Below are 24224 nucleotides of genomic sequence, written 5' to 3'. Positions count from 1 at the left end.
TTTCCTGTTATTATTTACTTATTTAAATTAAAATGGTAAAATTCACTTTTGAAAGGATGTGAGAGTGTGAATAAATCACAAAGAAATAAAAAGAAAAAATCGCCATTAAAGATAACAATTATTACTTTATTAATAATAATATTAGTTACACTTATTGGAGGCGGACTTTATTCCCTATATTTATCAAGCAAATTAGATAAAGTAGATTTAGATAAAAACAATATAGGAATAACTAATGAAACTACTGAAAATTTATCTAAATATGCATCTTATGACAAAATCATTAACATAGCACTATTTGGAATCGATGCTGGGGACAACGAGTTTGGACGTTCAGATTCTATAATGGTATTAACCGTAGACCCTGTTCACAACAAATTAAAATTATCATCAATAATGAGAGATAGTTATGTGAATATTCCAGATCACGGTATGGATAAATTAAACCATGCTTTTGCCTTTGGAAATTCTACACTTGCACTTCAAACTTTAAATGAAAACTTTAATATAAATGTAGATAACTTTATTTCAACTAATTTCTCAAACTTACCTAAAATAATAGATAAGCTTGGAGGTGTAACTATTAATCTAACAGCTGAAGAAATTCCACTTATGAATAAATACGCAGCATCAAGAGGTAGCACATCTAGCATAGACTCTGCTGGTCCCCAACTATTAGATGGAGATTTAGCCTTAGCCTATTCAAGAATTAGATATACAGCTGGAGGAGATTATGAAAGAACGTCAAGGCACAGAACTGTACTTGGAGCAGTATTTAATAAAGTTAACAATACTCCTGCAACACAATTTCCAAGTTTATTAAATGACTTTCTTCCATTTGTACAGACTAGCTTTTCAACATCAGAACTTTTAAGTCTTGGAACTACAATTTCACAAATAGGTAGTTCTAAAATAATAGAAGATAGATTCCCAAGAGATGACTTCTCCAAAGGTGAGACTATAAATGGGATTTACTACTTAACCTTTGATGAAGAAGCTACCAAAACTCAAATGCAACAATTTATTTACGAAAACTAGTTACCGATTTGCAAAACTAATTATAGATTTACATAAAACAATTATAAGTTTATTGAAAATTATTAGAATTTAGCAAATATGTATAAGTAAAGGCTATAGGATTTATCCTATAGCCTTTACTTATTGGATGTTTTTTTCAATATTTAACAGTAATTTCACTTTCCATTTGCAAGCTTATATACTATTATGATAAAATCCTAAATGAAAGAGGTGTATACAATGTCACGTATTAAACAGACTAATAATAAAAATATTAAAAAGAAAAAGAAAAAATCTATAGGTTTTAAAATATTAATGGGATTTTTAGCTATATTAATTGCATCTATGGCAATAGGCGGAGGTTACTTATATGGTTTATTTTTCAAATTAGATAATGTTAAATTAGATAATAAAGATTTAGGAATTTCATCTACTGATGAATTTTCAAAATATGATAACTATACAGATATAAAAAACATAGCTTTATTTGGTGTTGATGCTGAAGACGGTGGTGCAGGAAGATCAGATTCAATGATGATTGTAACTATAGACCCTATTCATAGCAAACTTAAAGTAACATCATTAATGAGAGATTCTTACGTTAACATAGCCGGCCACGGAATGGACAAACTTAATCATGCTTATGCATTTGGAGGTCCTCAGCTAGCAATTAAAACAATAAATGAAAACTTTGGTTTAAATGTAGAAGATTTTGCAACAGTTAATTTTTCTTCACTTCCAATTGTTATAGATTTAATAGGTGGAGTTGATATTGAAATTATGGCTGAAGAACTTGATTCCTTAAATGCTTCTATTGCAACCCATAATACTGCTAATGGTACTAATTCACCTAATATATATGCAACTGGGCCTCAGCACTTAGATGGAACTCAAGCACTTGCATATTCAAGAATTAGATATACAGATGGCGGAGATTATAAAAGAACTGAAAGACAAAGAACAGTTCTAGAATCATTATTTACCAAGCTAATTAAAACATCACCATCATCATACAATTCAATATTAACAAATGTATTACCTCATGTTCAAACTAGTCTTTCTCCAACAACTATACTATCCCTAGGAACAAAAGTTTTAGGAATAGGTAATGGAACTTTAATACAAGAAAGATTCCCAAGAGATGGAGCTTCTGAAGGCACTACTATTGATGAAATTTATTATTTAACATTTGATATTAAAGATACTATTAATCAAATGAGAGATTATATATTTAGCGATAAATAATAATGAAAATATTTATATAAAATAGAAAGGAGCTTCGATATGAGAAACTTAATTTTCAATGCATTAGCATTTAAGGATGGATTTCAAACATCCACACAAATAGAGAATATATCAAATAAAATTGAAACTTATATAAAAAACTCTTTTGTATCCTTAGTGTCTTGTAAGTCTAAAAATAAAGACTGCGACGTATGCTTATTGACCAATATAGATTTACCTATTAAATACAAAAATCTATTTGAACAAAATAATATTATTGTTCAAAGGATAGACTTCGATGAATTCAATCTTCCTAAGGAATTCACATGGAGTCTAGCATTTTTCAAATTAAAGGCTATTAAATATGTTGTTGAAAATCTTAATTATGATAATTATTTAATGTTAGATACTGATACGTTTACTGTGAATTCACTTAATGATTTATGGTTAGAATGTACACACGGAGTAGTCCTTTATGATCTAGACCACAAAATATCTCATCCTCATAGAATGGAAATCTATAATAATTTAAGTAAATATGGATCAGATTTTAATCCTATTAACCATTATGGTGGAGAGTTTATAGCCGGTAATAAAGAAGTATTACTACGATTCACCACTTCATTATATAATGAATATATTAAAATGAAAAATTGTATAGAATTAGATAAAACATTGGGTGATGAATTCCTTATATCAATAGTAGCTGATGAATTTAAAAATGAATTGATAAGAGCTAATAGATATATATATAGATACTGGACCGGTGACTTTTATCTAGTCTCAACTAACTATATGAATAATGCTGTTGACATTTGGCATTTACCTCAAGAAAAGGAAACCGGAATACTATGGCTTTATGATTATTACATAAAACATAGAAAATTTCCTGAACTATTATCTTGTGCTAAAAAATTCGATTTTCCTAATTATAAAATGCCAGTAAAGAAGCTCATTAAAATGAAATATAGAAATTTATTAAGAAGATTAAAATAACATACTCTGTTAATACTTACCTTATATAAAAGGATGTTGCAAAATTATTTTGCAACATCCTTTTTTATAATTTTAATATATATAACCCTATTAATTCAATTTATTTTCCTGTTAAAACTACAAAGTATCTTTTTATAATGTTTTCAACAATATAATTAGCTACCCATATAGATATTCCCGTGTAAATAACACAGGTAAGAGGATTAATTTGATTTATATATGACCCTAACACTATAATCGTTGTATTAATATATATTTTAATAACATTTTCTATTCCACATAGCACTAGTGTATTTGATCCTATAGTTTGAAATAATCTTATATTTCTTAATCCATATGCAACTAAAATATTTATATATATTATTATTAGTGCGCTCATTACCAAATAAATAGGATGTATTACTTTAATATTTTTTGAATATAGGTAATTGAAAAAATTATATTTATTACATAAAAAATCTGTAATTGCTGATATACCCATAAAGTATGTTACTGCTGTAAATATAAACATTACTATTGTAATTACCACAAATACACCCTTTCTTCTTAAAGTTAATTCTTTAAATCTAAATGATTTAATCTTTTCAAATAATATATTACCAAGAGCATAGTAAAGAATATAATACATAGCACTATCTATATTCATGAACCATGACGGTTCTTCTAGAGGGTTATTTGAAAGAAGTGTTTGAGTAGCTATAAATAACATTAATATAATTATGCATATAATATATTTATTTTTGAAAATTTTATTTATTATAAAATAGATTATATTTACTATAAAAATACATGGTATAAACCATAATGATCCCATTCTTAATGTATTTCTAATTCCTAAAGCATAACTCTTAATTATTGGTAATATATCACTTATGTCATAATTCTCTAATATTGCAAAGGAAACTATGTTTATCAAAGCAAAACACATATATGGAATAATTAACTGTCTAAACTTCTTTAAAATATATTCACGTATATTCATATTCATATTATTCAGTGCAAAAAAACCTGATACAAAGAAAAATAACGGTACATGATATAGAAAAACAAATTTGTATAATTTTCCTGATACCTCACCACAATGTCCTAAGTATATAGCGAATATTCCCAAGAATTTTAATACATCAATCCATTTATATCTGTTATTGAAACTATCTACTTTATCTTCTACATTGGTTACCATATATACGCTCCTCTTATTGTAAATAATAAAATTCTATATTATTTATATACAACCTCTATATAGACTTCTTATTAATAATATTATCATACATCCTTGATTGCGGTATGATTTTTGCCTTACTACAAGGCCCATCTTTTATAACTAGCTGTTTATTATTTAATAATGATTCTGATAGGTTTAAAAAATTATTAGCACATATAGAGGCATTCCATTTATTCAATATAGTATTGTATGCATTCATACCAATATACTTGCAACATTCGCCATCTATCGCCAATTCCCTTACAATATTGTATAAATCCTCAAAATCATCATCTTTATAGACTAATCCATTCTCTTTATGTTTAATTAAATATCCTACAGAACCAATCGCATGACTAGCTACAACTGCACATCCACTGTTCATAGCCTCGTTTAAAACTGCTCCCCAGCCCTCATTGTAGTCACTTGTAAAAAGAAATATATTTGCTTTTTCCATATATTCCCTCACTTTATTAGGTGGCATACTTCCTAAAAATTCAACCTTATCTTCGATGTTATATTTTTTAAGCAGCCCTTTTAAATCATCTTCTAGTTCACCTATTCCAATAATTCTCAATTTAAAATTTATCCCATCATTTTTCAATAATTTTGCAATTTCTATAGCCTTCTCTGGATGTTTCCAATCTAGAAACCTCCCTACCCATAATATCTCTACATCTTTATTTTTTTTAAATTTGAATAGTTCTTCTGGATTATATATTTTCGTTTCGGGGAAATATCCCCACTTATAACTTTTCCCAATATATGCTCCAGCAAGTGCATAATCAATAGGAGTGTACGCACTTGCACTAAGCATATATAAATTCTTTCCATAATGTATAGTATGCTTTTTTACCAAGCTTCCCATAACCCTAGGTCTTAATATTTCCCATTGACCTTCTTTAAATATTCTTTCTGAATATCTAAAAGTAAGCTTATTATATTTTAATCTCTGCTCTATAAATTTATCTGGTGCAGATCCAATTATTACAACATCACTAGTATTTCCTAAGGCAATCCCTTGATTATACAGCTGTTCATTATCATATGTATTTATAGAGAAAGGATAATCTTTACTCATATCCCTATATCCCATTTTTAATCTACCTTCATCTATAGGCTCAGTTGCAATAAATTTAAAATCTTCCCCAAGCAATCTATACATTTCCTTACAAAAAGGTAACTGATGATGATTTAAGAAATTAGAAAAAAAAGTTACTTTCATTTATTTCAACTCCATAACATAATTTATATATTAAATAACTCTACTCAAAAACTACTTTCTTTCAAATACACCTTTAAGACATAAAGCATTAAACATATGTTTTAGTGATACTCTTACATCCTTAAAAAAAGCTGGTGCAATTATAGCTACTACAAATTGAGAAATAAGTGTTGCTATAGCTACTCCTATTATACCAAATGGTTTTATTAGTAATAAATTTAAAAGTACATTCATTAACGCACCCATTCCAGCAAAATACTTTAAATATTTATTATGATTTTCACAAACAATCCAAACTTCTCTTGCTGCTCCTAATATAGAAAATATACTTCCCCATACTATTATTAATAGTGGTGGTACGGCTTTAATATAATCTTTTCCATATAAAATTGTAACGCCTAATTTTGCAAATATCGATATAGCTAAACTTGCAAAAATTCCCATATAAATAACCAATGCGTACACTTGTGTAATTCTTTTCTCATAAGTTTCTTTATCTATACTCTTACTTTCAATAATAATTGGTCTTGCTGAATTAATTACAGCTAACGGAATAAATATCCATAGATCAGCTATAGCTACTGCTGCCGAAAATATTCCTACCGATTCTTCCGACATATAGATCCCTAACATTATTTTATCAATTCTAGTGTATATTACTACCATCAAACTCGCCAATAATAAATGGTAACTCATCTTTATTAGTCTTTTAGCTATACTAAGTTTAAAAATAAACTTGTATTCTCTATTTCTTAAATATAATATACCTATAAATACAAAGCAAATCATTGCTTCTATAGTAACTGATAATGCAAACCATTCTACAGAAGCATTATTAACAACCAGTAATATTTTCCATACTCCTACCGAAAAAGTAGCAATACATTTGGCTATTACTGAATATTTTGATTTTAATTTTGATTGAAACCATAAATCTATAATTTCATACATTTTAAATATAAGTGATATTGATTCTAATAAACATACCCATTGTAATACTACATTATTCGGCTCTATTGCTCTGATAAATATGAATAATATCACTATAGATACTATGCTTGTAACTAATCTCATTACCATCACAGTACCCATTATTTCTCCACTTTTCTTTGGTTCACTAATTATTTCTCTTATTACTATACTATCTAGACCTAACGAGCATACAACCCCAACTATAACCACATATGACATACCATAATTTATGACACCATAATTAGCAGGGCCTAAATACCTTGCTGTTATGGCTCCAATAACTAAAGAAAATATCATTTGAAAAACTCTTTCACCTATAAGCCAACCAGAATTCTTTAAAAAACTACTCATTTTTTCTGAAAATTTTAATTTCATATTACCCATACACCTTCTCCATTATATTAGATACTATTATTTATTAATAACTTCTTTATATATATTTATTGTAGTTTCTAAATTATTTTTTCTATCAAAAATAATTTCACCCTTTTCTTTTGATTTTTCCGATAAACTTAATGCTAGTTCTTTATTCCCAAATATCTTACCAACATAATAAGAAATCATATATGTTTCATTAAATGGATAAAGAAATCCTTCTTCTTTATCTTTAACCATATCACTAACACCTCCAACATTTGAAGATACACATGGCACTCCTAAAAGCATAGCTTCACCAACAGAGTTAGGACTATTTTCTATACTAGATGCTGATAAGAAAACATGTGATTTTTTCATTCTATCACAAAATGATTTTTCATCTAAAGGTCCTAAAAACACAATTTTCCCCTTTAAATTCTTACTTTCTATTAACTTCTCTATATATCTGCCATAGTATCCTCGCTTAAGTTTTGCCATAAAAGTATCTGCTTTGCTAATATTATTTCCCGCAACATATATCTTAACACCAGGATACTCCTTAACTAGTTGTGGCAATGCCTCTATAGCCATATGTAGTCCTTTAATTGGATATGTTCCTTGGCTAATAAATATTGAATTCTTTTCACATTCGTCATAACTCCATTTTGTTTTATAAAATGAATCTCTTAGACTTTCACTACAATAGTAATATTTAGCTTTAGGATTTATCATATGTACACAAGCCTTATCCCATGTAGTTCTCCCTATTATATTATTAACATTTGAAATTATCTCTTTTTCTATTTCACCATTTTCAAACCAATCTTTTTGAGTTTTAATTATATTTTTTCTTTTTATAATATCTTTAAAAGAATATTTTTTAGCAACATTATATGGAAGATTAGCTAAATAATGATTAGCATATATGGATGTTAACCCTTGTATAGATGTTACATACCTCTCATTAGGACACGACTTAATTAATATATTAGCGTGTTCATACTCAGTTCCATGTATATGTATTACATCTGGCTTAATTTTTTTTGTTACGCTACTCCAATATTCACCCATATTTTTTTTAGGAATTGCATAATAAGTGATATTATCAACTTTCAAATCCTTTATCGTATCTCCATTATACGGGGCGCAAATAACTAATTCTATCTCGTTACATGTTTTCATGTCTTTAGCTAGTGCAACCATCCAACTTCCTCCTGCCAAAACAGGTTCATTTATCTTTTCGGCAAACTCTGGTAATAACATATTGCAAACCCACATTACTTTCATACTATTTGCTCCTCTTTCAATTAAAGTTTAATATCTAAGCTTTAATTGAATTTAAAGCTTAGATATTACGTAACTTATTATATTTTTTTTGTATTTTGCCCTAAAAGCCAATTATATACAAACAATACCTTTTTAACAAAAATATTATTTACTTCTCCCAAATGTTTAACGTTCTTATTTGTTTCATAATAATAAGTATACTTCTTATGAATAGCACGAACGCTTAATATTATTAAAATTGTTATCCATGTCGAAGGAGCTTGATACTCCCATCTCAATAAAGAAAATAAAATTATATATAAATTTAAAATTAAAATCATATTATAATATACATCTTTTGTTTTTATTGTCTTTTTGATAAGTAATGAACTAAATGCTCCAAATAATCCACTAAATAATGCAACTCCAACAACTCCAAAATCTATATAATAATTAAAAGCAGCTGAATAAAATGCATTATATTGAACATTTTCCCCTATAAATATAGCAGGCTGAGTCAGTGCTCCTATCGCCATATTAACAGTTGAAATCTCCATTCCTAATGCCCTAAAGAACATAATTATTACTTCATTAATACCTGCAAAAGTAGCCCCTCCCCAGGTATGTCCATATTGACTAATAATGGTATCTCTATAATTATTAATCAAAGAATAATCAAATGCCCTAATTGATCCAGTAAAGTATAGTATAACTTGATCAAATGTTTCCTTTAAATTACCCTTAATTGATTCCATGCTTGCAAAGTCAGTATTTAGCCTAACCAATGTCAAGAATGTCATACCAGCTCCACCAATTCCTATAATAATTATTATAATATACCAATATTTCTTTACATATTTCCAAATTTCATTATAAAAATAAATTATAAAGGCTACCATGAAGTATAACAATAATTCAAAAATTATCATTCTTCCTTTTCCAACTTGAGAGTTAAGTAAAACATTAATTATCCCTATATATATTATTGGGTTTTTAAATTTCCCATTTATAATATGTATAGGAACTAATATTGAAATAACCGTTAATATTGATTGAATTATATAATTATAAAATAATAATTCAAATGGTGATTTTAACATATACCCTAATTCAAACCTTATTATTCTAGCATGACTCATCCCATATTGATCTAATAAAACCGTATATCTTCTTAAATAAAATATAAGAATAAACATCATTAAAATTCCAATTATCCAAACTATAAATCCAGATTGATATGTTTTTATATCAAAGCAATTACTTTTACTAATTACCTTATCTTTAGACTTTTTTTTATTTAATAAATTAATACTATTACCTGAGTATTTTTTATCTACTAATAAATACATAATTATAAATGCTACAACATTTATAATTAAAATCCAATATGTTTTATTGCTAACTTCCATCATTGTACCTTTTTTTGTATCAATTGATAATTCAAGCCATACAAACCACCACAACAAATACATATTGCCAATTAATTTACTCAAGCTCTTCTTCTCACATATTTTATTAGTTATTATAAATAAACAAATAAATACGCCTAATATAATTAATTCCATTCTTATCTCCCTTTTATGCTTTATGATTTATTCATTAATATTATTATAATTTCAAATCTATAGTAACTCTACTATTTAGACTACTCTTTCCTTTAAAAAATCTGATACTATCTTTGTTTGAACCTCTGAATTTTTTTTATTTATTATAAATTCTCTAGCATTTAATCCAAACGCTTTTAATTCAGATTCAGATTTATTTATTATATTTTCAATACTATCTTTTACACCTTCAGAAGTTTCAGCTTCAACCGTGTACAAGTATTTATAATATTCACTTGGAATACCCTCTATTTTAGTTGTCAAATATGGCGTACCAGATGCCATATATTCAAATGTCTTTGATGGGAATGACATCTTTGTATATAAATCTGAAGAAAATCTTGTATTTATTAGAAGCGTAGCCTTCTTTTCATAATTAAAAACCTCATCTCTAGATTTAAATCCCATATACTTTATTCTTGAATCTTCTTTTGATAAATCCTCAATAGTCTCTACCATTTCTCCTCCACCAAAAATCCAAAGTTGCAAATCAGGATCTTCTATTAGTTTAAAAGCATCTAAAAATAATTTAATTCCATACTGTTCAAATAATGACCCAGCATACATTATCGCCTTTTCTTTTTTTAACTCAGAATAATTAATATTATTGGAATTGAAAATACCTTCCATTACACAATACGGTTTGTTCTTTAAATTTATCGCTTCATCCATATACTTTGAAAAAAATACATATCCATCATAGTTAGTTTCCGTTTGACTCACTAATCTTATATATAGAGGCATTATTTTTCTTTTAACAAAAGACATTTTACTAATGCGTTCTTTTAGAGCTATAAATGATGTTGTATCAGTAAAGATACATGTATTTTTCACTCCAAAAATTTTACTAACTATCATATTGGCATAACTTACAGGCAAATAATTTACTGATGATAAAATCACCTTTTCTTTATTTCTTCTATTTTTCATACACCATTTAAATGATCTAATAAACGTTGAAACAAATAAAGATATAAATTTAATCCCTGGTAAATTTAGATATGAAAGATACTTAACATTAGTTTTTTCAGTTAATTTTTTTATGCTACTCTTAATATAAAAGTTTTCTGAATTTGGAAAACTTTTATCTTGAAGTATATAATTACAATCTAACTCTATATCTATATCTTTCTCTAATTGCTCTATCATTGCCACTTCGAACATTTGCTGTGCCACAATATATGGAGCATTAGTTTTTTTCGAATTCTTTTCAAAGTACTTCTTGTCACATGCTAATCCATAATATAAAACCTTCATACTCAATAACCCTCTTCTATTTTAATTATACTTTCTTATATAAATTTTCTTATACACTTTAAATATACTATAAGGAATAATATAACCAACCTTTGCAAGACTATCTATAAGATACTTATTATCAGATATATTTGTTTTTATAAAAATTATTATTTTATATACAATATTACAAAGTTTATAATTTATAATTAATCCACAACTAACTTCTTTTCGTCCTTTAATATCATCATATATCTCAGCTCTATTTTGAAGTTGAGCTATTACTGTTAATCCAGCATTACTACCTCTTATCCTAACCTTAGTTAATACTCTATCAACACTTAATATATCACTCTTCTTTGATAATCTAACCCAAAGTTCTGTATCTTCTCCATACCTTCTATTTTCCATAAAAAATAGTTTTTCTTCATTAAAACTAGACTTTTTTATCATTATTGTTGGAGTTGCAATTCCATTTGATATAAATAACATTTTATTAAATAACTTAGGCTCTAATATTGCATTAACTTTTTTCCCATCAGTTCTATTACCAAATAACTCATAAGAAGTTTGACTCCACGATGAATTTTTTTCTATCATTTCACTAATCTGATACTCTAATTTATCTGATGTCCATAAATCATCTGAATCTAAAAAGGCAAGATATTCCCCCCTTGCCTTTCTTATACCTAAATTTCTTGCAGAAGCTGGTCCACCATTTTCTTTTTTAATATAAATAATTTTTTCTTCATACTCTAATAAAAAACTATCCATATTTTCTTTTGAGCCATCATTTATGATTAATATTTCATAATTTGTATATGTTTGATTTAATACGCTATTTACAGCCTCTATTAACCAATCAACACCATTGTAAAACGGTATTATAACACTAACCAATGGCTTTATATTCATCAATGACTTCCCCCTAAAAATATTAGTTACTTTCTCCATATAAAATTGTTAATTACAGATGTATATCCTTGAATAATATTAACAACTTTCATAGCTACATTTATATCAGTATAATCATGAACTTTAACAATCTCTTCACCTAGTCTTTTTTGTCTAGTTATTACTTCCATTGCTTGTGTTATGCTATCTGATGTTATTCCACCGATTATAAACGACCCCTTATCTACAGCCTCTGGCCTTTCAGTACTTGTTCTTATAGATACTCCGGCAAATCCCATTATGTTTGATTCTTCTGCAAGTGATCCACTATCTGATAATACACAGAAGGAATCTTTTTGAAGTTTATTATAATCATAGAAACCAAATGGTTTAAGTTGCTTTATGTTTTCGTGGAACTTAATGTTCATTGATTCTATTCTCTTCCAACTTCTTGGATGAGTTGAATATATAATTGGCATATTATACTCTTCTGCTATTTCATTTAATGCATTAGTTAAGCTTACAAAGTTTTTATCATTATCAATATTTTCTTCTCTATGAGCACTTACTAAAATATACCTTCCTTTCTCCAATCCTAATGTATCTAATACATTACTTTCATCAATTTTATCCATATATTTATGGAACACTTCTGGAAGTGGTGAACCTGTTACAAAAGTATATTCTTTTCTCATTCCTTCTGATAATAAATATCTTCTTGCATGTTCTGTATAAGCTAGGTTAACATCACTTGTGCAATCAACTATTCTTCTATTTATTTCCTCAGGTACATTTTGATCAAAACATCTATTTCCAGCTTCCATATGGAATACAGGTATTTTTAGTCTTTTAGCTGATATTGCAGCTAAACAACTGTTAGTATCACCTAATATTACTAAAGCTTCTGGCTTTTCTTCAGCTAATATTTTATAACTTTGCGCTATTATATTTCCCATTGTTGATCCAAGATCATCTCCTACAACACCAAGGAAATGATTAGGTTCTCTTAGCTCTAACTCCTTAAAAAACACATCATTTAAAGTATAATCCCAATTTTGTCCTGTATGAACTAATATATGTTCAAAGTACTCGTCGCACTTTTTAATCGTTTCTGCAAGTCTTATTATTTCTGGTCTTGTTCCTACTATTGTCATTACTTTAAGTTTTTTCATAATTAAACCTCCAACCAAATTGTATCAGGTATTTCTGGATTAAACACTTCATTAACCCACATCATTGTTACCATATCTGCTTTTCCTTCATTTGCTATGCTATGAGTATATCCTACTGGAATATCAACTACTTCTAGCTTTTCTCCACTTACTCTATATTCTATAATTTCCTCGTAACCTGGTTTTCTAAATCTAATAACTCCATTTCCACTAACAACTAAAAATTTTTCATTTTTTGTGTTGTGCCAATGGTTTCCCTTAGTTATTCCTGGTTTTGATATATTTATAGATACTTGTCCTCTATCAGCAGTTTTTAAAACTTCTGTAAATGATCCTCTATTATCAACATTCATCTTTAATGGATAACTAAACTTATCTTCTGGAAGATAGCTTAAATAAGTGCTATATAACTTTTTAGTAATTTCGCTACCCATGTTAGGAATCATTAAATTTGTTCTGCTTTCTTTAAATGAATTTAGTAAGTCAACTATTTCACCCAATGTTATTTTATGGTCTGTATCTACACTAACATATCCACATTTAGATGACCTATTATTCATAGTATTAACTAAGTTTCTAACTACATCATCTATATAAACCAAAGTCATTTCTATACTTGGATCAGATATAACTACATCTTCTCCTCTAGCTATATTGTGACAGAAAGTAGCTACAGCTGAATTATAATTTGGTCTGCACCATTTACCAAATACATTTGGCAATCTATAAACAAATACTTTTGCCCCTGTTTCTTTACTATAATTTAAAAGAGCATCTTCTGCAGCTTTTTTACTTTTCCCATAAGCATTATCTAAATCTGCTTGTATAGATGAGGTTATTAATATAGGTGTGTTTTTATTATTATCTTTTAAGATACTTATTATTTCTTCTGTTAACCCTGTGTTACCTTCAAAAAACTCTTTTTCATTTTTAGGTCTATTGACCCCTGCTAAATGAAATATAAAATCTGATGATAATACACCATTAACTAATTCTTCTTTTGAATTTTCTTTATCTATAGTAATTATTTCATAGTCTTTTAATTCATTAAACTTTTCAACTAAGTTTTTCCCTATAAATCCATTAGCCCCTGTTATTAATACTCTCATTGTCTTCACCTCTTTTTATACTAATTTATCTGCTTGTACTTCCATTAAACCATCTTTATTAAATTTAGCTAACTCTTCTTGAATATAAGAAAGTTTTAATAACATTTCTTTAACTTGTTCCACATTTACTCTGTTTGTGTTATCTGAATTATATTCTTCTTGATAAGTTATCTCTTCATTTCCCTCTGTAAAATACTTAGCATAGTTTAATCCTCTATTATCTGATGGAATTCTAAAATAATTCCCTCTATCCTCAGCTTTAACAAACTCTTCTTTTGTTAATAAAGTTTCATAAGCCTTTTCCCCGTGTCTTGCTCCAATTACCTTTATTCCAACCTTTGAGTTAAATAATTCTTTTAATGCAGTTGCAAGTTCTAACACTGTGCAAGCTGGTGCTTTTTGAACAAATATATCTCCTTGCTGTCCATGTTCAAAAGCATATAAAACTAAATCTACAGATTCCTCAAGTGACATCATATATCTAGTCATATTTGGATCTGTTACAGTTAAATCTTTTCCTTCTCTCATTAAATCAACAAATAAAGGAATAACCGAACCTCTTGAAGCCATTACATTACCATATCTAGTTCCACAGAATACTGTTTCGCCTTCTGCTGCTGTTCTTGCTCTTGCTATCATAGCTTTTTCTGCCATAGCTTTTGAAATTCCCATTGCATTTACAGGATAAACAGCTTTATCAGTGCTTAATAATATAACATTTTCTACATTGTTATTTAAAGCTGATTTAAACACATTATCAGAACCATTTACATTAGTTTTTACAGCTTCCATAGGATAAAATTCACAAGACGGAACTTGTTTTAATGCAGCTGCATGAAAAACATAGTTAACACCTTTCATAGCATAATCTAAACTATCTAAATCTCTAACATCACCTATGTAATACTTAACCTTATCACTTTTTATAACTCTTCTCATATCATCTTGTTTTTTCTCATCTCTTGAAAAAACCCTTATTTCCTTTATACCAGTATTTATAAATCTTTCAAGCACAGCATTTCCAAAAGAACCTGTACCACCAGTTATTAATAAAATTTTATCTTTAAACATAATATTATATCTCCCTTTATTATATATTAATAATTTCATTTAATTTATTTAATAATATCTCTCTAGTAAAGTTTTCTTCAAAAAACTTCTTTCCATTATCACCAAGTTTTTTCCGTTGATCTAAGTTCATGTTATATAATTCAATAACATTTTCATATAATTTTCTATAATCTTCAGCTTCACCAACTAATCCACAACAACTTTCTTTAATAACATCGTTACCCTCACCGCTAATTGCTGCTATTATTGGTTTACCTGAAGCCATATATGATTGAACCTTTGCAGGCAAAGTAGCTTTCAATATATCCTCATTAGCCAGTGTAACTATTAACCCATTAGCCTTTGAAAAATACATTGGCATATCCTTGGCAGGTTTTCTTCCTAATATATAAACTGTTTCTTCTAATGAATACTTTTTGACTAAGTCTTTTATATTTTCAAATTCACTTCCATCTCCGATAATTTGCCATTTAATTTTTTTATTATTTTTAGCTAGCTTTGCAGCTTCTATTATTGTACTTACACTTTGTGCCTTTCCTATATTACCAGCAAATGTTACTGTTAATACTTCACTTTCTAATTCCATATTATAATATTCATTTTCTTTTCTATAAAATTCTTCTGCCCACTGAGGTAGATAGGTTATCTTTTCTTTTTCCATACCTCTATCAATTAACTTTTCCTTAAATCCATTTGATGTAATTAATACATTATCGAATGAATTATAAATTTTCATACATAATCTATCAAGAATAGATTTAACCTTCTCGCTACTAACTTCTTTTATACAATATAAGCTTTCTGGCCATAAATCTTGTATATATATAGTAGATGGTATTTTTTTAATTTTTGATATTATAATTCCTGGAATAGCTAAAGTTATAGGAGATAATTGAAAAACAAATACCCTATCATACCTATTAAACAACAACCTCGCTGTAGCAATGCTTGCTGATACCGTATAGGACATGTAATTTAATGCTAACTTTATAAATCCATCTTTTCCCCTAGGTATTATAGGAACCCTTTTTATTTTTATTCCTTTATATTCTCTCTTTCCTTTTTTTAAAAATGAATACCCGTCATAAAATTTTCCATAAGGATAATTAGGTATTCCCGTTAGAACTTCTACCTCATGGCCCTTTTCAATTAAACCTTCACATATATCGTTTATTCTAAATTCTTCCGGCCAAAAATACTGTGTTACAACTAATATTTTCATCTTATTCCCGCCTAAACATCTATATTTATATACTTTCTATTATTATAATTCAGTAATATTACTTGCTTCCCCGCTAGTAACTGTAATTTTTTTTTCTATAACATCTTTTTCTATAACGCCATCAGTAACCCCTTCTGTTTTTACTACTCTGTATATCGTTAACCATATTATCTTTAAATCAAAAATAAAGCTTTGTTTATCTAAATATTCCTTATCAAACTTCACCTTTGTTTCTAGTGTTATTGTATCTCTACCATTAACTTGTGCCCATCCACTAAGACCTGGGACTAACTTATGAATTCCTTTTGAGCTTCTAGCTTCTTTTAAATCATATTGACTATACAGTGCAGGTCTTGGTCCAACTATACTCATTTCACCTTTCAATATATTAAACAATTGTGGTAATTCATCTAAGCTTAATTTTCTAAGACCTTTTCCTATTGGTGTATAAAAGCTATCTGTATTATTTAATAAATGTGTTGCAACATTTGGTGTATCGCATCTCATTGTTCTAAATTTATAAATATTAAATTCTACATTATCTTTTCCTATTCTTCTTTGTTTAAATAAAATAGGTCCTTTGGATGTAGTTTTTACTAATATTGCTACAACTAAAATTACTGGCAATAAAACTATAATTGCTATTATACTCATAATAAAATCAAAAACTCTTTTCACTTTACGTCATCCCCCTTTATCCCTTTAATTATATATTTATTCTTTTGTACGTCGGTACTACAACCGATAACTTATCTCTCAATTTTTCCTTATCATCTGTTTTACTTATTTCTTCTAATTCAGCTATTAGCTTTCTAATAGTTTCTATTTCAAATCCCCCTGGTTTTCCTATGAATATTTTTTCATGTTTTGTTTGTGTTAATCCTTCTTCATCCATAAGAAGCTCTTCGTATAGTTTTTCTCCTGGTCTAAGTCCAGTTACTTCTATTTTTATATCTTTATGTGGCTCGAAGCCCGATAATTTTATAAGGTTTTCTGCTAAATCATATATTCTAACTGGTTTCCCCATATCTAAAACAAAAATTTCTCCTCCATTTGCATAAGCCCCTGCTTGAAGCACAAGCTGAGCTGCTTCTGGAATTAACATAAAGTATCTTGTTATGTTTTCATGTGTTAATGTTATTGGACCACCAGCTGTAATTTGGTTTTTAAATAATGGTATAACAGAACCATTACTGCCAAGAACGTTTCCAAATCTTACTGCTACAAATTCTGTTTTACTTTCGTTATTTAATGCTTGTACTATCATTTCACATAATCGTTTAGTAGCTCCCATAACATTTGTTGGGTTAACTGCTTTATCTGTAGAAATAAGTACAAATCTTTCTACTCCATATTTATCTGCACATTCTGCTAAATTCAATGTTCCAACAACATTGTTTTTTATAGCTTCCTGTGGGTTAAACTCCATTAACGGCACATGTTTATGTGCTGCTGCATGAAAAACCACTTCTGGTTTATATGTTTTAAATATTTCTTCAAGCCTATTTTTATCTCTTACAGATGCTATTAAAACATCTTTATCTAAATCTTTCATATTTCTTGTCAACTCATTTTGTAAGTCATAAGCACTATTTTCATATATATCTAATATTAATAACTTTTTAGGCGAGAATTTCGCCATTTGTCTACAAAGTTCTGACCCTATAGATCCCCCTCCACCAGTTACTAGTACTACTTTATCTTTTATATATTCACTAATACCATCTTTATCTAGTTCAATTTCCGGCCTTCCAAGTAAATCTCTTAAATCAACATCTCTCATTTGATTAAGCTTAACTTCTTCATCTAGAAGTTCACTTACACTTGGCATTATTTTCATTTTAATCTTAGCTTCTTGGCAAATATTTATTATTTCTTTTTTAGTTTCAACATCTAATGTTGGAATTGCTATAAGAACTAAATCTACATGTTTCTTAGATATTATTTCTAAAATGTTATTTATATTTCCTAAAACCTTAAATCCATTTAAGTATGTATTAATTTTATTTTTATTATCATCAACTAATCCAATTAAATTATATTGTGATGCTTTTGCACCTCTAATTTCTCCAATAAGAATTTGCGCATAATGCCCAGCCCCTATAATTAGCACATTTTCTTTTCCATCTGTTTTAAATGCATTAACATATGTTATAAGTCTTCCAAGAACTCTATAAGAAAGTCTTAATCCAAGTATTAATATTATTATAAATAAACAGGCAAGCATTGTTACAACTCTTGGAACTCTATGAGGTAATAATTCCATAAATAAAAAATTTGTTGCCCCAGCCAAAGCACAAGCAGTTACACCATGTATTACTTCATCTATTCCTGCTATTCTCCACATACTTTTATACATTTTAAAAACCGATAGTGACACGACATAAATAGTTATAATTACAGGTAATGTCTTTATATATATATCAATGTGTTCCGATCTTACATTAAATTCATATCTAATATAGAAACTAAGTAAATAAGCTACATTGATTAAAAATATATCTATTAATATCAATAATAAGCATTTTATTTTTTTACCTTTTCCCACGTTTTCATCCCCTAACTTAAAATGTGTTTAAAAAATTTTTAAAATTTTATTTTTCTTTTGCTTGTACTATTTTTTTATAAAACTCATCTATTCTTTAATATATTTATACTAATTTTAACACATTATTATAAGTATCTTCATATTAGGTGAGTTTCATAAATATTATTTATTATAACCACAAGCATTATATCATACATTTTTTTTATATTAAACTTAAAATTCTTTCTAAAAACCAAGTATCCATTCTTCTTCATTCTTCCAAACGACTTTTTGCGATATTAATGTAATTTAATTTGATTTAATGTAATATAAAGGTTTTTTTATTTTGTATCTACCTATTTAAATTTTAAAAAATTAAGTTTTCAAATTAATTTCAAGTCGAATATTGTCATTCAGTTTTTATATTCATGTGACTTTAGTCCTATATTTCCAATTATATTATGTTATCTAATTATGTATCTTGTCCTATTTGTATTAAGTCTATTTTAAAATGTACTATAATCTTAATTATAATATAGCAAAATAAATACTAATTGGCATGTAATTCTTTCTCATATAAATCAAATAATATTAGCCTCCATTCATTAGAAGACTAAAATTTATTTATATTACTACAATTATAAAAACACTATAAAAATTATTGAAATTCAATAACTTTATAGTGTTTTTATTTAATTGCTTCATTATAATGGCTATTCTTATACTGCAAATAATTTCTTTTTAATTTTTGCAGTTCCTATATGATTTATTATATCTTCATTTCTTAATACCTTTAACCCATTACCTTTAAAAGTATCCTTTTGTGATTTAGATAGTGCTGAATAACTATACCTTGTGTTTCTAGTTAATTGACCGTTTAGTTCACTTGCAACGAAATTATATACTTTAGCTCTTAATAATTGTTTAGCTATACGTTTAATTTCTTTACCATATAAACCAGTCAAACTATTTATATCTAATTCAAATAAACATCCAAGATCTTTAAGTTTTTCTATTCTACTTATCTTTTCTATTATTTCTTTACATCTTTCTGGATGAACTATAATTGGAACTATTCCTATTAATGTTAACTCAAATACCATGTCAACTTGTTGATTTGTCATTGTTTCATCCAAATCTATAAGCATATATTTAGATTTATTTATACTTCCAAATTTTCCATTCAAACAATCCTTAATATTACTTTCTGATAATTTGATGCTTTCGGCTAAATAAAGTTTCACATCAATATTATTTTTTTCTAACTTATTTTTTAAAATATCCAACCTAATTTCCATTTCTTCTATAGATGCAGCTACATCTTGCACGCCACACTTTGTAGCTACAACCATTTCTTTAACACCCTTCTTGAAAGCGTATTCAACTGCCTCTATTGCTAAGTTATAATCCGCTTCAAGACATTCCACTTTCCCTAAAATATTCGCATTTAAATCTACCATTTAAATCCCCCACTATATATATCTATCTGTTTTATATAACCTTTTATATTTTATACTATAATAGTTTTCTTGTCTAGAAAAAAATTACATTTTTATATTTTAAAACTACATAATATTTAATTAAATTAAAATTTTATTTAGAATTGATTTTGTTTTTTAAAATTGGTTTATATTTCATGTCATTCGACATTTTTTTTATATAAATGAAAAAATAAGCCCTTCACTAATTTATTTAGTGAAGAGCTTATTTACATATTCAGAATGTTATTTTTTTAAGCTTACTTATATATTAAATCTCTAATATGGCTTTAAAGTTTTCTATTCCTATTCTTTCTATAGTTCTACCCTCAGATCTAAAATCTCTATTTAAAGAACTTGATGATAGTTCTATTAAAGAAGTACATACTGGAGTATCAATTTCTAAGTATTTTCCTAAAGATTCCATAAGAACTAATCCCTCTGGTACATCTTCTGTTATATATCTTGAATCAGATGTATATGGTCCACTTGTAGAATGGTTTTTTGCATAATCAAAAAACACAGCTTCAGCATCCATATTACTAATTAAAGAATTTCTAAATTTACAAGCTTCCACGTAAGATATTCTCTCACAACCTAGAGTCTCCATTATGTCCATTTTTTCCTTATCAAGGCCATTTACCATATTCCACACAGATTTTGTAAATACTTCTTTATACATCCAATATTCTTTTCCATCTGTGTACTCTATTCTTGGAATACTCATAAAGGCTCCTATTGTATGCACAATTAAATTAGGATTATGCAATGCAGCCTCCACTATGTTTTTTGTAGGAATAAAATTATATTGTAGCAATTCCAACTTCTCTAGAGCTTCCTTAGTCCTACTTTTAGGGTATATACCTATAGGATTTCTAACATTTTCAAACATAGCAGTAACTTCCCCTGGCTTAGTTATCCTACAATCAATAGGTGAACTTTCCGCTTCTGCATATATTAAAGGCTTGTCCTTGCATTCCTTTAAAAAGAATAAAGTAGCCAAATATCCAGGTTCTATTAAAATAATTTGATTATATAAATATTTACTCATTCTTTTTATTACATCTTCTTGATAATTAGTTTGTACATATAATATTATCAATTCAGATCCTTCTAATGCCTCTTTAAAATCAGTAGTAACTAAATGCAATTTAGCTTCTCTTGACTCATTATTCCTAATTAAATTTATTTTATAACCATTATTTAATATAGTATTAAAATTTTCATTATGCAAACTATTAGAAGTTTTTAAAATTGTTACTTCATGACCCTTTAACGATAAATCTGCTGCTACAGTAGTCCCCGCATTACCCGCACCCACAACTGTTATTTTCATTATAATCTCTCCCCATTTAATATTAATTATTATTAATATTAATATCAATTATTAATTTTAGTTTCCCTGATTTAGTTATTTAATACTAACTCCTGTTCAACTAGCAACAAATTTATTATCTAATGCCCCCCTGCTTTTTGCTTCTAATAAACATAATCCATTGTATTATTGGATTTTTTTAGTTTATTTATACTGTATTATCTTTAGTTTTTTAAATTTCAAAAAGTATAGCTCCATAGAATATGTTTATTTATATCTTAAATAAAATTAAGACACCTTTAAAAACAACTAGTCAATGCTAGTTGTTTCTTAAGATGCCTAAGGGAGCTTGAAAAAATAACTAATCTTCTCCCTAATAACTCTATATCGCTAAACTCATCTTCATCTATTTCTAATACTATACCTAAAATCCCAATAAGTAAACGTTTATCATATTTATATAATTGTTTTCAAATATTCTACTAACCCATCTTTAAGTTCTGGCTTCCTTAAGGCATACTCTATAGTAGCTTCTAAGAACCCTTGCTTGTCTCCAACATCATATCTTCTACCTTCAAAATTATACGCATACATTGCTTCTTCTTGAATTAACGTTAATAATGCATCAGTAAGTTGTATTTCATTTCCTTTACCAGGCTTTGTGTTTTCTAATATTTCAAATATCTTTGGTGTAACTATGTATCTTCCAAGTATCGCAACATTTGATGGAGCTTCTTCAATGCTAGGTTTTTCAACTAAACCTTTAACTTTCATAACTCTATCTTCTATTTCAATTCCCTCAACTATACCATATCTTGAAACATGTTCTTTTGGTACAGTTTGTACACCTAAAATAGTAGTTTTATATTCATTGTAACAATCAATAAGTTGCTTTAAACAAGGTTTTTCATCATTATAAACGATATCATCACCTAAAAGAATTGCAAAAGGTTCATCCCCGACAAAAGCTCTTGCACAATATATAGCATGTCCAAGTCCTTTAGGTTCCTTTTGTCTAATAAAATGAATATCTACCATATTAGATATATCATTAACTATTTCTAAAAGGTCGTCCTTACCAGCTTTAGCAAGCTCAATTTCAAGCTCAATTGATCTATCAAAATGATCTTCAATACATTTCTTGCCTCTACCAGTTATAATAAGAATTTCTTCAATTCCTGAAGCTATTGCCTCTTCTATTATATATTGAATAGTCGGCTTATCAACTATAGGTAACATTTCCTTTGGTTGAGCCTTTGTTGCTGGTAAAAATCTAGTACCAAGCCCCGCTGCTGGTATAATTGCTTTTCTAACTTTATTACTCATAACCTACTCCTTAATAAATCTTAAACTAACTACTCTTTTGTAAAGAATTTATCTCTACCTGTAGTCTTTATGCCTTTGTATTATATCATATAATTAAGTAATTTTCTTACACAGTTTCCATTACACAATATTTTTGGATTATAGCTTTCATGGCATCCATGTTTTCTTCCATGTCAGCAACTAGTTTAAATTGGTTTCTAGTTCTATCTAGGTTATGATTTTTTCGATTCACTTTAAAATAACTATCCCCATTTAAATGATCAGTTAAGAATCTTATTCCAAGTTCAAGTGCTATAAGTTTTGCTGAGAATGGTAAATATTCTATTTCGTTTTTTGTAAGAGTGTACTTAGCAGACTCTAAATATCCTTTTGTAAAATGTTCATAAAGGTTAATATCAAAGTTTACCTTTGATAAATCAGCTTCATCTTCTAACGCAGTTGTTGCTCCAAAACTAATAGCATCGCCAAAGTCATATAATGCTAACCCAGGCATCAATGTATCTAAATCTATTAAAACAATTCCTTCACCTGTAATATCATCTGTCATAACATTATTAAATTTTGTGTCATTATGAGTAACTCTTAAAGGCAATTCCCCCTCTGCAAGCATGTTAACCAAAAGTTCAGTATCCTTAGCTCTTTTCATAGCAAAAGCTATATCATCAAGGCAAAATGCCACTCTTCCCTTTTTATCCTTTTCCACAGCATCTATAAAAGCTTCATAGCTCTTTTTAGTATCGTGAAAATCTGGTATAGTCTCATAAAGATTCTTCAAATCACACTTTTTAGACATAATAATAAAACCCTCCCACTTAGTTTAAAATGTTTTCCCCTATCCCACTTCAATGCTATTATTTATAATTTATACCATAATTATACTATATTTTTATAATTTAATCTATTCTAGTTAATATTATATTAACTAGAACTATAATCTATTATTAAATAAAAAAACTGCAATAAAATATTATAATAAAGTGGTCCCTATGTCAAGGACAGTTAGAAAAAA

20 protein-coding genes are annotated in these 24224 nt (G+C 27.7%); 3 read left to right on the top strand and 17 right to left on the bottom strand.

Translation table 11 applies throughout. The features are described 5' to 3' along the window. Positions 1 to 66 precede the first annotated feature (66 nt). From BLS77_RS12180 to BLS77_RS12170, 3 genes are all read left to right on the top strand, one after another. Positions 67 to 1038, top strand: coding sequence for an LCP family protein (locus tag BLS77_RS12180; RefSeq protein WP_242873976.1), 972 nt, complete (start codon positions 67 to 69; stop codon positions 1036 to 1038). A 219-nt stretch (positions 1039 to 1257) separates the two neighbouring features. Further along, on the top strand, positions 1258 to 2262 hold the full coding sequence (locus BLS77_RS12175; RefSeq protein WP_089970156.1) for an LCP family protein: 1005 nt from the start codon (positions 1258 to 1260) through the stop codon (positions 2260 to 2262). Positions 2263 to 2301: 39 nt separating this feature from the next. Beyond that, complete coding sequence (locus tag BLS77_RS12170; RefSeq protein WP_089970154.1) at positions 2302 to 3237, top strand: hypothetical protein; 936 nt, start codon at positions 2302 to 2304, stop codon at positions 3235 to 3237. Between the two features lie 100 nt (positions 3238 to 3337). Here the strand turns inward: BLS77_RS12170 and BLS77_RS12165 are convergent, their stop codons facing one another. The 17 genes from BLS77_RS12165 to BLS77_RS12085 all read right to left on the bottom strand — a co-directional run bounded on the left by BLS77_RS12165 (position 3338) and on the right by BLS77_RS12085 (position 24008). Further along, the gene (locus BLS77_RS12165) at positions 3338 to 4420 is read right to left on the bottom strand and encodes an acyltransferase family protein (RefSeq protein ID WP_089970151.1); all 1083 of its coding nucleotides are present in this window, start codon (positions 4418 to 4420) and stop codon (positions 3338 to 3340) included. A gap of 55 nt (positions 4421 to 4475) precedes the next feature. Then, a complete protein-coding gene (locus BLS77_RS12160; RefSeq protein ID WP_089970148.1) occupies positions 4476 to 5666 on the bottom strand; it encodes a glycosyltransferase family 4 protein in 1191 nt (396 codons plus the stop codon). A 51-nt stretch (positions 5667 to 5717) separates the two neighbouring features. Beyond that, the gene (locus BLS77_RS12155; RefSeq protein ID WP_089970144.1) at positions 5718 to 7022 is read right to left on the bottom strand and encodes a flippase; all 1305 of its coding nucleotides are present in this window, start codon (positions 7020 to 7022) and stop codon (positions 5718 to 5720) included. 27 nt (positions 7023 to 7049) lie between these two features. After that, positions 7050 to 8282 (bottom strand): glycosyltransferase family 4 protein, encoded by a 1233-nt coding sequence (locus tag BLS77_RS12150; RefSeq protein WP_089970140.1) that lies wholly within the window; start codon positions 8280 to 8282, stop codon positions 7050 to 7052. Positions 8283 to 8359: 77 nt separating this feature from the next. Beyond that, complete coding sequence (locus BLS77_RS12145; RefSeq protein WP_089970137.1) at positions 8360 to 9826, bottom strand: O-antigen polymerase; 1467 nt, start codon at positions 9824 to 9826, stop codon at positions 8360 to 8362. A 75-nt stretch (positions 9827 to 9901) separates the two neighbouring features. After that, positions 9902 to 11122, bottom strand: a complete 1221-nt coding sequence (locus BLS77_RS12140; RefSeq protein ID WP_207648691.1) for a glycosyltransferase — start codon at positions 11120 to 11122, stop codon at positions 9902 to 9904. Between the two features lie 21 nt (positions 11123 to 11143). Further along, positions 11144 to 12016: a glycosyltransferase family 2 protein gene (locus BLS77_RS12135; protein ID WP_175490847.1), complete on the bottom strand. Its 873-nt coding sequence runs from the start codon at positions 12014 to 12016 to the stop codon at positions 11144 to 11146. A 26-nt stretch (positions 12017 to 12042) separates the two neighbouring features. Then, positions 12043 to 13167: a non-hydrolyzing UDP-N-acetylglucosamine 2-epimerase gene (gene wecB / locus BLS77_RS12130; RefSeq protein WP_089970131.1), complete on the bottom strand. Its 1125-nt coding sequence runs from the start codon at positions 13165 to 13167 to the stop codon at positions 12043 to 12045. A 2-nt stretch (positions 13168 to 13169) separates the two neighbouring features. Continuing rightward, positions 13170 to 14276, bottom strand: coding sequence for a capsular polysaccharide biosynthesis protein CapF (locus BLS77_RS12125; RefSeq protein WP_089970127.1), 1107 nt, complete (start codon positions 14274 to 14276; stop codon positions 13170 to 13172). A gap of 15 nt (positions 14277 to 14291) precedes the next feature. After that, the gene (locus BLS77_RS12120; RefSeq protein WP_089970455.1) at positions 14292 to 15347 is read right to left on the bottom strand and encodes a polysaccharide biosynthesis protein; all 1056 of its coding nucleotides are present in this window, start codon (positions 15345 to 15347) and stop codon (positions 14292 to 14294) included. A 19-nt stretch (positions 15348 to 15366) separates the two neighbouring features. After that, the gene (locus tag BLS77_RS12115) at positions 15367 to 16569 is read right to left on the bottom strand and encodes a glycosyltransferase family 4 protein (RefSeq protein ID WP_089970124.1); all 1203 of its coding nucleotides are present in this window, start codon (positions 16567 to 16569) and stop codon (positions 15367 to 15369) included. A gap of 42 nt (positions 16570 to 16611) precedes the next feature. Next, positions 16612 to 17247 carry a sugar transferase gene (locus tag BLS77_RS12110; RefSeq protein WP_089970121.1) on the bottom strand — a complete coding sequence of 212 codons (636 nt, stop codon included), beginning with the start codon at positions 17245 to 17247 and terminating at the stop codon, positions 16612 to 16614. Between the two features lie 28 nt (positions 17248 to 17275). Then, on the bottom strand, positions 17276 to 19117 hold the full coding sequence (locus tag BLS77_RS12105) for a polysaccharide biosynthesis protein (protein ID WP_089970117.1): 1842 nt from the start codon (positions 19115 to 19117) through the stop codon (positions 17276 to 17278). A 698-nt stretch (positions 19118 to 19815) separates the two neighbouring features. After that, on the bottom strand, positions 19816 to 20556 hold the full coding sequence (locus BLS77_RS12100) for a CpsB/CapC family capsule biosynthesis tyrosine phosphatase (RefSeq protein WP_089970114.1): 741 nt from the start codon (positions 20554 to 20556) through the stop codon (positions 19816 to 19818). 289 nt (positions 20557 to 20845) lie between these two features. Then, positions 20846 to 21910: an NAD/NADP octopine/nopaline dehydrogenase family protein gene (locus BLS77_RS12095; protein WP_089970112.1), complete on the bottom strand. Its 1065-nt coding sequence runs from the start codon at positions 21908 to 21910 to the stop codon at positions 20846 to 20848. A gap of 435 nt (positions 21911 to 22345) precedes the next feature. Beyond that, entirely contained in the window at positions 22346 to 23215 is an 870-nt protein-coding gene (gene galU / locus BLS77_RS12090) for a UTP--glucose-1-phosphate uridylyltransferase GalU (protein ID WP_089970110.1), read from the bottom strand. A gap of 106 nt (positions 23216 to 23321) precedes the next feature. Next, positions 23322 to 24008 (bottom strand): phosphotransferase enzyme family protein, encoded by a 687-nt coding sequence (locus BLS77_RS12085; protein ID WP_089970106.1) that lies wholly within the window; start codon positions 24006 to 24008, stop codon positions 23322 to 23324. Positions 24009 to 24224 lie beyond the last annotated feature (216 nt).

The sequence above is a fragment of the Clostridium gasigenes genome, from assembly GCF_900104115.1.
GTDB classification, from domain to species: Bacteria; Bacillota; Clostridia; order Clostridiales; family Clostridiaceae; genus Clostridium; species Clostridium gasigenes.
Note: the sequence above shows the minus strand (reverse complement) of the source record. Positions and strands in the feature narration are given on the sequence as shown.

Coding starts and splice junctions, on each gene's coding strand:
- BLS77_RS12170 (WP_089970154.1), top strand. CDS start 2,302: ATGAGAAACTTAATTTTCAATGCATTAGCATTTAAGGATGGATTTCAA.
- BLS77_RS12140 (WP_207648691.1), bottom strand. CDS start 11,122: ATGAAGGTTTTATATTATGGATTAGCATGTGACAAGAAGTACTTTGAA.
- BLS77_RS12175 (WP_089970156.1), top strand. CDS start 1,258: ATGTCACGTATTAAACAGACTAATAATAAAAATATTAAAAAGAAAAAG.
- BLS77_RS12085 (WP_089970106.1), bottom strand. CDS start 24,008: ATGTCTAAAAAGTGTGATTTGAAGAATCTTTATGAGACTATACCAGAT.
- BLS77_RS12115 (WP_089970124.1), bottom strand. CDS start 16,569: ATGAAAATATTAGTTGTAACACAGTATTTTTGGCCGGAAGAATTTAGA.
- BLS77_RS12155 (WP_089970144.1), bottom strand. CDS start 7,022: ATGGGTAATATGAAATTAAAATTTTCAGAAAAAATGAGTAGTTTTTTA.
- BLS77_RS12120 (WP_089970455.1), bottom strand. CDS start 15,347: ATGTTTAAAGATAAAATTTTATTAATAACTGGTGGTACAGGTTCTTTT.
- BLS77_RS12135 (WP_175490847.1), bottom strand. CDS start 12,016: ATGAATATAAAGCCATTGGTTAGTGTTATAATACCGTTTTACAATGGT.
- BLS77_RS12100 (WP_089970114.1), bottom strand. CDS start 20,556: ATGGTAGATTTAAATGCGAATATTTTAGGGAAAGTGGAATGTCTTGAA.
- galU (WP_089970110.1), bottom strand. CDS start 23,215: ATGAGTAATAAAGTTAGAAAAGCAATTATACCAGCAGCGGGGCTTGGT.
- BLS77_RS12095 (WP_089970112.1), bottom strand. CDS start 21,910: ATGAAAATAACAGTTGTGGGTGCGGGTAATGCGGGGACTACTGTAGCA.
- BLS77_RS12165 (WP_089970151.1), bottom strand. CDS start 4,420: ATGGTAACCAATGTAGAAGATAAAGTAGATAGTTTCAATAACAGATAT.
- BLS77_RS12160 (WP_089970148.1), bottom strand. CDS start 5,666: ATGAAAGTAACTTTTTTTTCTAATTTCTTAAATCATCATCAGTTACCT.
- wecB (WP_089970131.1), bottom strand. CDS start 13,167: ATGAAAAAACTTAAAGTAATGACAATAGTAGGAACAAGACCAGAAATA.
- BLS77_RS12145 (WP_089970137.1), bottom strand. CDS start 9,826: ATGGAATTAATTATATTAGGCGTATTTATTTGTTTATTTATAATAACT.
- BLS77_RS12150 (WP_089970140.1), bottom strand. CDS start 8,282: ATGAAAGTAATGTGGGTTTGCAATATGTTATTACCAGAGTTTGCCGAA.
- BLS77_RS12125 (WP_089970127.1), bottom strand. CDS start 14,276: ATGAGAGTATTAATAACAGGGGCTAATGGATTTATAGGGAAAAACTTA.